Raw genomic sequence first — 7,891 nt, forward strand, 5'->3', positions numbered from 1 at the left:
CGAATGAACGCCGGATACTCACTCTGAAACTGGAGGAGAAACCGGGGGACCCTCAGCTTGGCGGATCCGGGCTAGGACGGCGCCGTGGAGGCCGGTCGGCGCGTGAAGAACGAGGATGCCCGTAGGCGGCTCGCCGCCAAGCGGAACAACGAAAGCGTGAAGCTGAGCGCGACGAGCCTGAACGCCGTCGCGCTGGCCATCCTCGGTGCCGCGATTATCGTGCCGGGCGTGAACCACACCGGCTCCCTTGCGTCGGCCGACACCCTGATTTTGCTTTTCGTCGCGTTCACACTACATTTGATGGCGCACCTGACGTTCCGGCTGCTGAGGAGCGAGGAATGATCCTCAACAAGGAACAGCTCGAGATCCTGGCGGCCGTCGTGGTCTTCTTCGGCGGCGTTGCCATGTGGGTGCGCCACCGGGTGCACGCCTTCGATCAGCGGTTCGGACGCACCCCTCATCTGCCGGGCGAGTAAGAGGCATTGCGGTCGGTCGACGACGGCTGACGCGCTCATTCGCCAAACGCCCAGCCGCCGAGGAACACCAGGACGATCAGCAGGCCGAGGCCGGCCATAATCGCAACCCCGAAGCCGCTGGGTTTGTGGAAGGCCGTCATGCGGGCCTCCCAATCTCAGCCTCGGCCGGGGGCGCCCAGCTGCATTCCGCGATCTCGAGCACGTCAGCGACGAGGTCGGCCTTGTCGATGATCGCGGCAAGCGCACCGCCCGCCGACCGGTCGCATCGGGTCACCTCGGACATCCCAAGCGGTGGGCCGACGATCAGCACGATGTATTCGGGAGACGGCGACTCATCGGACGCGACGATCGTCACGGCGAGGTCCTGGATCTGACGCACGAACTTGATCTGCGTCCAGGCGAGGCGTTGGGGTTCGGGGATGTCGGTCATCGCGCGCCTCAGTGCTTCTGGCCGCTGGCGCGGTCGAGCAGGTCAGGCTGCTCGGGCAACTCGAAGCCTTTGGGGATCGCGAGGCCGGACTCGCGCCAGACCTGCTGCGCTGCCTGGATGCCGAGCGACAGGCGCGCCTCGCGGACGCGCTTCAGGGCGCGGTCTTCGGCAATGGCGGACAGCGGCTTTTGCGCGCGCTGCTGCGCTTTGCGTTCACACCGGATGAAATAGCGTCGGATGGCCCGGCCTCGCGGCGAGCGATCAACCATGCCGAGTTCCTTGGCCATATCGAGGGTCAGGGCGTACTCGGTCGTCACCCGATCTCGAGCCTTTGAGCTCCCCGAAACGGGGGAGCTCAGATCCTCAAAGCTGACGTAGTCCTCGCCCTCGACGAAGCCGTAGCTGGCGATGCGATCCTTGATCCAGGTCGAGAAGTCGCGGCCCACACCCAGGTAGGCATGCGTCTTGCGGGCGTCGACGGTCGGAATGGTGCGGCCGCCTATGGCGGTCTTCGTGATGGGCGGGAGCGGGGCAAAGGATTCGGGCACGGTAGGCCTCGTCGGTGGTGACGAGGGGTATAAAGCAACACTTTATTATCGTCGTCAATCTTCGCTTCACGTCTTCCGCTTTTCCCGTGGGTAGCGGCGAATTTCAATCAGCACAGCAATGATGGATGCAGGAACGCCGGAACCTCCGAAGGCAGATGCACCCTCAGCCTGCCCTGGATGTCGGAGCATAATAGTCGGAAAGGGAGATCCCTCACTAGCAATGACGGAGTCCAGTCTTCGCACACACATAGTATCTATCCAGTTCAAATAATTAAAAATTAGTATGTAGTCGCCTTTTTCGGCAATAACTCCATTGTCAAAAACAAGCAGATCTCCGACCTGAATGTCTAAACCAAGTGATGAGTCCTTATTATAGAATGAAAAAGCCTGACCTATGGCTTTTTTTGTCGATATTGTTCCTAGATAAGATGGTTGAGCGTCTGGAGACGCTACTATCGATGGGCTGAAGTTTATTGAACTCGCAATGTCCGACAAAACAGGAACCCTGAAGTTTTTCTCTCCATTGGTCTCAATAGTAAAGTTCTCTTTATTCGCATCACTTCCTTCAAGCCAATTTCGAGAAACTCCTAAAATATTGGCCAGCATGTTGAAACGAGAATATTCAGGGATCGTTTTGCCACGCTCCCACTGCGAGACTGCTTGCACACTGACGTCCATCGCTTCTGCGAGTTCACGCTGCGACAGTCCTTTGTCCGTACGTGCCTGTTTGATGCGTGCGCTGTCGATCATGCTTCACATATAAAGCTCAGCCTGACACTACGTCCATAAACCGCTACTTGACTCCGCATCATGAAGTTATACTTCACCTCCATGAGCGAAAGAGATCCAGCACTCATTGCGGCTGTCCGGTCCACTAAGACCGCCCGTCGTTTGGCATCTCTTTTAGGCATCACCGCCCAGGCGCTATCGCAGTGGAAAATGGTGCCGCCACTGCGTGTTCTGGAGGTCGAAAGGCTTACAGGCGTGCCGCGACACGAGCTTCGTCCCGACCTGTATCCCGCCCCTGCCAAAGAAAGGCGTTGTGCTTGAAGTTTGTCGTCGGCGCGCATCACCCTTTGAGCAATCAAAGCACGGCCTCCAAACCATGGTTGACCTTGCACAAACAGCATCACCGACGCGCCCGCTCCCCAGCATCGTCGTCGGCTGCTGCCCACACTCATCGCTGCCCGACCTCCGCGCCGGTCAGTCCCCATCCCCATCCGTCTCCCCGAACCCTGTCGATGGCTCACCATCGCATCAGGAGTTTCGGAAATGTCCGACAAGCTTTCGCCCTCGATCCACCTCGCCTATCGCGCGCCGGGGTATGACGTGACCGCCACCCAAATCGAGGAGGAACTGTTCACGATCAGTCATGGCGCCGTTGGCCGGATCGCGGCCGGCATGAGCGTCAAGGCGCAGCTTCAGCAGGCGTGGACCAACCTCGGCCGGCCCAGCTGGTGGCGGCTGAAGTCGGCCTGGTATCGGGACGGCTCGGGCGCCTGGTCGGCCGCCGCCGTGTTCGACTTCCAGGAACGCTACCGCCGTTTCCTGGCCCAGGAGCAGGCCCGGGTCGATCACCAGCGCGCCATGGACGCCGCCAAGCACCTCGTCATCGAGCCCGCCTCCGTCACCCTCGGCCGCGCCGAGTTCCAGGACCTCATCACCAGGATCAGCGCCCTTGAAGCCGTTCTTCGCTGATCTCCGCACGTCCGTCGCCCGGCACGTCATGCGGCAGGCGGCCGGCTTCGTCGCGCTCACCGCGCCGTGGCTGGCCCTGCCGAGCGACCGGCGCATGTCGCGGATTACGCTGGTCATCGTTGCGGCCGTGTTGGCCCTCGGTCTCGGAGAGGCCGGGTGGCTTGGGGTGGAGTTGATCCAGGTCGCCATTCACCGCCTCAGCCGGGAGGAGGTGCAGTGATGGCCTCCTACGCCGAACTCCTTGTCATGTTGGCTCGCAAGGAAAGCCTCGACGATTCGGACTATGGCGATCCGCCGGTCAGCGTCTGCCTTGGCATCAACCTCGTGATTGAGCTGACGAACGCTGGCCGACTCTCCACGGCCGAAGCTCGCATCCTGGTCGAGAGCATCTGGCCGATGCGCTTCAGGCGTCACCCTGCCGATCCGGACCTGAGCCGATGGGCTCCGTCGACCCGGCGGGAAGTTGAGCCCACGCTTTCGTCTGTGCGGCCAGTTCCATGAAGCGCTCGTGCAAGTTCCCCCTGGCTGTTCGGATGACATCGGCATCGTCCACGTCGTCCGACACAGCCGTTGGAAATTCAACTCGCAGCCTGCGGCGACGAATTTCAAACATGACGATCACGGTTCCTTCCTCGTGGAAGCCGGCCCGAGCTGGCTTTCTCTCGATCCCGATCACGTCGATGCTAAACGGATCCGCGTCATCATTCATGTCTTCACCCATCGGTTCGGTTCGCACCCACGATGGTGAAGCGGCCGATCGTACCCGGCAAGGGCGCGGTCGGCTCGCAGTTCAGAGCGCCTCAGCACTTCGCTTTATCAGCGTCGGCCTTCCGAGCCGCCAGCATGCCCGGCAGCGTGAACAGGTAGGTCAACACGAGCTCGGTGAAGCCGCGCAACGCGGTCAGCTCCTCGCGCGTGATGCCGTCCATCGCGTGCATGGCCTCATTGCCGAGGCCCTTGATTTGATGCGACCAGTCAGCGAGGTCCTGTGTCAACCGACCTCTTGCACGCAACATTTCGATGCGGTTGTTCAGTTGCTGTCGTGCAAAATCGTCGGCGTCCGGCATCTCGTTGGCGAGATGCTTAGTGCCGACATCAAGCGCACGCCGGTACGATCCGGCAGCGGCCTCCTCCATATTTTCTTGCGGGTAGTTCCGCTCACCCGCCAGGAAAGCTTTCGCGACTTCATCGGGCAGACTGTCGGGCAGCCGAGGCTTCGGCACTTCTGGCCACAGGGAAGTCAGGTCCCAATTCTGGTCCGTGGGATCTCCGTTCGCAGGAACCCCCTGCTGGTTCACCGCGCGCCTCATCAAGTCCATGTTGTGAGCGGGATTGTTCGACTGTTGTCCGACTACGCCGAAAGGCTTGCGAACGATCACCGAAAACACTGCGCAACTTGGCTGCTTGCACTTGGGGCAGTTCAAGAACGCATTACGCGAGTATTCCGTCGCTCCCTGGACAGTCTCGCCGCCGATTTCCAGAGCAATGCGCTCCGTCCGGCAATGCGGACACGTGTGGACGAGTATGCCCATGCGTAACGACCCTTCAGCTCTGACCCAGGCAATCGACCTCGTGCAATCGACCGCGCGTATGCGTGTCGCCGACCGGGTTTGTCTTCTCTTCGACCACTATCGAGTGGCCTCCACGGGGAGGCAAGACGCCATCGTGCTAGCGCTGATCGCCGAGGTCGTGGCCGCCCAGGAGATGCGATCGGCGGAAGCCGGACTGGCGCGGCAGGAGGGCTCACCTTCATGACCAAGCGCCCAATCGCCCCCATCAAGATCCTTGGCGTCACCCCGGTCCCGCCCCAGGGTGAGCGCCCCGAGGTCACCTGGATCGCCCCGACCGAAATCCGCGTCGAGGACCGCTACCAGCGCAGCATCGGCGAGCGCGGCCGCAAGCTGATAGCTACCATCTACGGGAGCTTCGATTGGCGGCTATGGCGCCTGCCGATCTGTGTCTGGACCGATGAGGGACTCGAGGCCGTTGACGGCCAGCACGGCCTGATCGCCGCCGCCTCGCTCGGTATCGCCGAGGTGCCGATCATGATCGTCGACGCGGCCAAGATTCAGGACCGGGCCGGGCTGTTCGTGAACGTCAACAAGGACCGGCTGGCGCTGAGCTACGCCCAGCTCCACGCCGCCAAGGTGCTGGCGGGCGATGCCGATGCCGTGCGGCTCGGCACCATGTGCGCCGCCTACGGCATCAATCTCCTGCGCGCTCCGCCGCCGCGTGACGCCTATAAACCCCGCGAGACCATCGCGATCCAGACCATCGCCGCCCTGCTCCGCCGCTATGAGCAGGGCGACGTCGAGCGGATCCTGGCCGCGATCGCCAACACTGATGCGGCGCCCGTCAGCGCCGTGCAGCTGCGGGCCGCCGAACACTTGCTGACCACGCCCGAGTTCGCGGGCGAGATCGACTCCGAGATGATCACGGCCGCCATCCTGTCGTTGCCGGACTGGGGCGAGCAGGAGGCGAAGCTGTTCGCCGCGACCCACTGCGTGCCCGTGTGGCGAGCCCTGGCCTCGATCTGGTTCAAGGCCTCGAAGAAGATGCCGAAGCGCCAGGCGCCGAAGCTGGCCAGCGTGCCGGCTGCACCGGTTTACGTGCCGCCCGCGCCGCGCGCTGCGCCGCCCGTCAGCACGGGCCCAATCATCGCCGGCATCAGCCGGACCGCAACTGGCGGCCCGATGATCGACCGGCGGCCGACCTCACGCATCGTCGAATTGGGGGACCTGCCCGGACCGGGGCGGAGTGCCCTCGACCAAAGGAGAGCCGGCGCATGAGCACCATCGTGGAGCTTGTCAGCGTCCGCCCGGACGAGGTGATCGTCGAGGAACGGTTCCAGGCCTACAAGGCGGCGGCGCAGCGCTGCCAGGAAACCATGAAGGTCAGCGACGGGATCGCGGCCGGGCACGCCTGGAAGGCCTTCTTGGACGTCTTCCTGTCATCGCCGCAGCGTTACGCGCTCCGCGACCCCTTCACGGGCCGGCCCTGACCATGGCGCGCGACACTTACGCCATGGCTCCTGACGCCTCGCGGCCACCACCGAGCAACGTGGAGCTCGAGCAGAGCCTTCTGGGCTCGCTGCTGATCCGCAACGACGTCCTCGACGTCGTTGCGCCGATCCTCGACACCACCGACTTCTCGGAAGAGATCCACCGTCGGATCTTCGACGTCGCCAAGACGCTGATCGGTGCCGGCCAGGCCGCGACCTCCCACACCCTGCAGACCTACCTCGGCAATCCCGAGATCGCCCAGGGCGTGAGCCTCTCGCAATACATCGCCCGCATCTGCACCGAATCCGCACTCCCGATCATGGCCAAGGACTATGCCCGCGGCGTGCGCGAACTGGCAGAGTGACGCTTCGTCATCGAGGTCGCGACCGAGCTGCGGGAACAGGCCTATGACCTGCCGGCCTCCGTAAAGCCTGCGGCGATCGCCAGCGATGCGGTGGCCCGGCTCAACCCGATCATGGCCAACGCCATGCAGGCGACGCGCCTCGACCCGTTGACCGAAGCTGGTGCGATCATCGGCCGCCTGCGCGAGGTCCAGGAGGGCAAGCGCAAGGCGCGCCTCGTCTCGACCGGGTTCTACAGCCTCGACAAGGCGACAAACGGCTACATGCCGAGCACCCTCTGGGTGCTGGGCGCGCGGCCGGCGATCGGCAAGACCACCTTCTTCGTGGCCTCGGCCAACCGGGCGGCGCACCGCGGGGCCGGCGTTCTCGGCTTCGCGCTCGAGGTCGGCCGGGAACAGATCATGGCCCGCATCATGGCCGATCTCAGCCACACCGGCCGCGGCGGCGTCGACTTCAAGAGCATCATGAGCCAGGTGGTCGAGCACCAGGGCATTCTCAGCCTCGAGCGGGTGGCGGAACGCCTCGGCGGCATGCTCCTTGTCATCGACGTACCGTCGCGGCTTACGCCTGCGGACATCCGGGTGCGGGTCCGCACCGAGAAGGCCCGCATGGCGGCGCGGGGCCACACCTTCGACGTGGTGTTCATCGACTACCTGAAGCAGGTGCAGGCCAGCGACCGCTACAAGGGCAACCGGGTCTATGAGGTTGGCGAGATCAGCTACTCGCTGAAGCAGATCGCCAAGGACGAGGGCGTCTGCATCGTGCTGCTGGTGCAGCTCAACCGCGCGCTTGAAACCCGCGAGAACAAGCGCCCGATCTTGTCCGACCTGCGCGAGTCCGGCGACCTCAAGGCCGATGCCGACGTGGTGGCCTTCCTCCACCGCGAGTCCGTCCACATCGAGAACAGCCCCGACTTCATCGCCCAGAAGGATGACGCTGTGGCGGCGTGGGTCGAGGCCAGGAACAAGGCCGAGATCATCCTGGCCAAGAACCGGGCCGGGCCGACAGAGACCGTGCACCTGTGGTGCGACATGGCCTTCTCGACGATGGCCGACCAGGCACGAGGGCAGCCATGAGCCCTGCCCCGCTCGTGCCCGCGTTCGTGGACCTCGCCGACTACCAATTCATGCCGCTCGACGTGCGGCGCCTGCGTGACAGCCGCATCGCGGCCCTGGTCACCGGGGAAGAATTCCGATCCGCCGTCCTGCTCTGGTGCGCCTCCTGGCACCAAGTGCCGGCCGCCAGCCTACCGAACGATGACATCGAGCTCGCCCATTTGGCCGGGTTCGGTCGCGTCGTTTCGGAGTGGCTGAAGGTCAAGGCTGTCAAATCGCTTCCAACGACGACCCCCATTTCGCGTCCAATCCCGACCCCT

Annotated in this window: 17 protein-coding genes; 13 read left to right on the forward strand and 4 right to left on the reverse strand. The window is 63.6% G+C overall.

Features of this window, described 5'->3' with window-relative positions:
- Positions 1 to 102 precede the first annotated feature (102 nt).
- Both P7D22_RS21455 and P7D22_RS21460 read left to right on the forward strand, forming a co-directional pair.
- Complete coding sequence (locus tag P7D22_RS21455; RefSeq protein WP_319936298.1) at positions 103 to 342, forward strand: hypothetical protein; 240 nt, start codon at positions 103 to 105, stop codon at positions 340 to 342.
- Positions 339 to 476, forward strand: a complete 138-nt coding sequence (locus tag P7D22_RS21460) for a hypothetical protein (RefSeq protein ID WP_319936299.1) — start codon at positions 339 to 341, stop codon at positions 474 to 476. Before P7D22_RS21455 ends, P7D22_RS21460 begins: the two co-directional genes overlap by 4 nt.
- Positions 477 to 612: 136 nt before the next feature.
- Here P7D22_RS21460 and P7D22_RS21465 read toward each other — a convergent pair whose 3' ends face one another.
- From P7D22_RS21465 to P7D22_RS21475, 3 genes are all read right to left on the reverse strand, one after another.
- Positions 613 to 906: a hypothetical protein gene (locus P7D22_RS21465; RefSeq protein WP_319936300.1), complete on the reverse strand. Its 294-nt coding sequence runs from the start codon at positions 904 to 906 to the stop codon at positions 613 to 615.
- An 8-nt stretch (positions 907 to 914) separates the two neighbouring features.
- On the reverse strand, positions 915 to 1,454 hold the full coding sequence (locus P7D22_RS21470) for an antA/AntB antirepressor family protein (protein WP_319936301.1): 540 nt from the start codon (positions 1,452 to 1,454) through the stop codon (positions 915 to 917).
- A 66-nt stretch (positions 1,455 to 1,520) separates the two neighbouring features.
- A complete protein-coding gene (locus P7D22_RS21475) occupies positions 1,521 to 2,204 on the reverse strand; it encodes a helix-turn-helix domain-containing protein (protein WP_319936302.1) in 684 nt (227 codons plus the stop codon).
- A gap of 81 nt (positions 2,205 to 2,285) precedes the next feature.
- On the opposite strand from P7D22_RS21475, the gene P7D22_RS21480 reads away from it, so the two are divergent.
- The 5 genes from P7D22_RS21480 (at position 2,286) to P7D22_RS21500 (ending at position 3,900) form a co-directional block, all read left to right on the forward strand.
- Positions 2,286 to 2,504 carry a transcriptional regulator gene (locus P7D22_RS21480; protein ID WP_319936314.1) on the forward strand — a complete coding sequence of 73 codons (219 nt, stop codon included), beginning with the start codon at positions 2,286 to 2,288 and terminating at the stop codon, positions 2,502 to 2,504.
- A 222-nt stretch (positions 2,505 to 2,726) separates the two neighbouring features.
- The gene (locus tag P7D22_RS21485) at positions 2,727 to 3,152 is read left to right on the forward strand and encodes a hypothetical protein (protein WP_319936303.1); all 426 of its coding nucleotides are present in this window, start codon (positions 2,727 to 2,729) and stop codon (positions 3,150 to 3,152) included.
- Positions 3,133 to 3,372 carry a hypothetical protein gene (locus P7D22_RS21490; protein ID WP_319936304.1) on the forward strand — a complete coding sequence of 80 codons (240 nt, stop codon included), beginning with the start codon at positions 3,133 to 3,135 and terminating at the stop codon, positions 3,370 to 3,372. Before P7D22_RS21485 ends, P7D22_RS21490 begins: the two co-directional genes overlap by 20 nt.
- Positions 3,372 to 3,653: a hypothetical protein gene (locus P7D22_RS21495; RefSeq protein ID WP_319936305.1), complete on the forward strand. Its 282-nt coding sequence runs from the start codon at positions 3,372 to 3,374 to the stop codon at positions 3,651 to 3,653. The genes P7D22_RS21490 and P7D22_RS21495 overlap by 1 nt, the downstream gene beginning before the upstream one ends.
- Before the next feature lie 7 nt (positions 3,654 to 3,660).
- Positions 3,661 to 3,900, forward strand: coding sequence for a hypothetical protein (locus P7D22_RS21500; RefSeq protein ID WP_319936306.1), 240 nt, complete (start codon positions 3,661 to 3,663; stop codon positions 3,898 to 3,900).
- A gap of 52 nt (positions 3,901 to 3,952) precedes the next feature.
- Here P7D22_RS21500 and P7D22_RS21505 read toward each other — a convergent pair whose 3' ends face one another.
- Entirely contained in the window at positions 3,953 to 4,684 is a 732-nt protein-coding gene (locus P7D22_RS21505) for a DUF4145 domain-containing protein (RefSeq protein ID WP_319936307.1), read from the reverse strand.
- On the opposite strand from P7D22_RS21505, the gene P7D22_RS21510 reads away from it, so the two are divergent.
- The 6 genes from P7D22_RS21510 to P7D22_RS21535 all read left to right on the forward strand — a co-directional run.
- Complete coding sequence (locus P7D22_RS21510; RefSeq protein ID WP_319936308.1) at positions 4,683 to 4,907, forward strand: hypothetical protein; 225 nt, start codon at positions 4,683 to 4,685, stop codon at positions 4,905 to 4,907. The two genes, P7D22_RS21505 and P7D22_RS21510, sit on opposite strands and share 2 nt — an antisense overlap.
- On the forward strand, positions 4,904 to 5,941 hold the full coding sequence (locus tag P7D22_RS21515; protein ID WP_319936309.1) for a hypothetical protein: 1,038 nt from the start codon (positions 4,904 to 4,906) through the stop codon (positions 5,939 to 5,941). Before P7D22_RS21510 ends, P7D22_RS21515 begins: the two co-directional genes overlap by 4 nt.
- Positions 5,938 to 6,153, forward strand: a complete 216-nt coding sequence (locus P7D22_RS21520) for a hypothetical protein (RefSeq protein ID WP_319936310.1) — start codon at positions 5,938 to 5,940, stop codon at positions 6,151 to 6,153. Before P7D22_RS21515 ends, P7D22_RS21520 begins: the two co-directional genes overlap by 4 nt.
- Positions 6,154 to 6,155: 2 nt before the next feature.
- Positions 6,156 to 6,518, forward strand: a complete 363-nt coding sequence (locus P7D22_RS21525; protein ID WP_319936311.1) for a DnaB-like helicase N-terminal domain-containing protein — start codon at positions 6,156 to 6,158, stop codon at positions 6,516 to 6,518.
- A 90-nt stretch (positions 6,519 to 6,608) separates the two neighbouring features.
- Positions 6,609 to 7,592, forward strand: coding sequence for a replicative DNA helicase (locus P7D22_RS21530; RefSeq protein ID WP_319936312.1), 984 nt, complete (start codon positions 6,609 to 6,611; stop codon positions 7,590 to 7,592).
- A partial coding sequence (locus P7D22_RS21535) for a hypothetical protein (RefSeq protein WP_319936313.1) occupies positions 7,589 to 7,891 on the forward strand: 303 nt, incomplete at its 3' end. The genes P7D22_RS21530 and P7D22_RS21535, both read left to right, overlap by 4 nt.

The sequence above is a fragment of the Lichenihabitans sp. Uapishka_5 genome, assembly GCF_033947565.1.
Lineage (GTDB): Bacteria > Pseudomonadota > Alphaproteobacteria > Rhizobiales > Beijerinckiaceae > Lichenihabitans.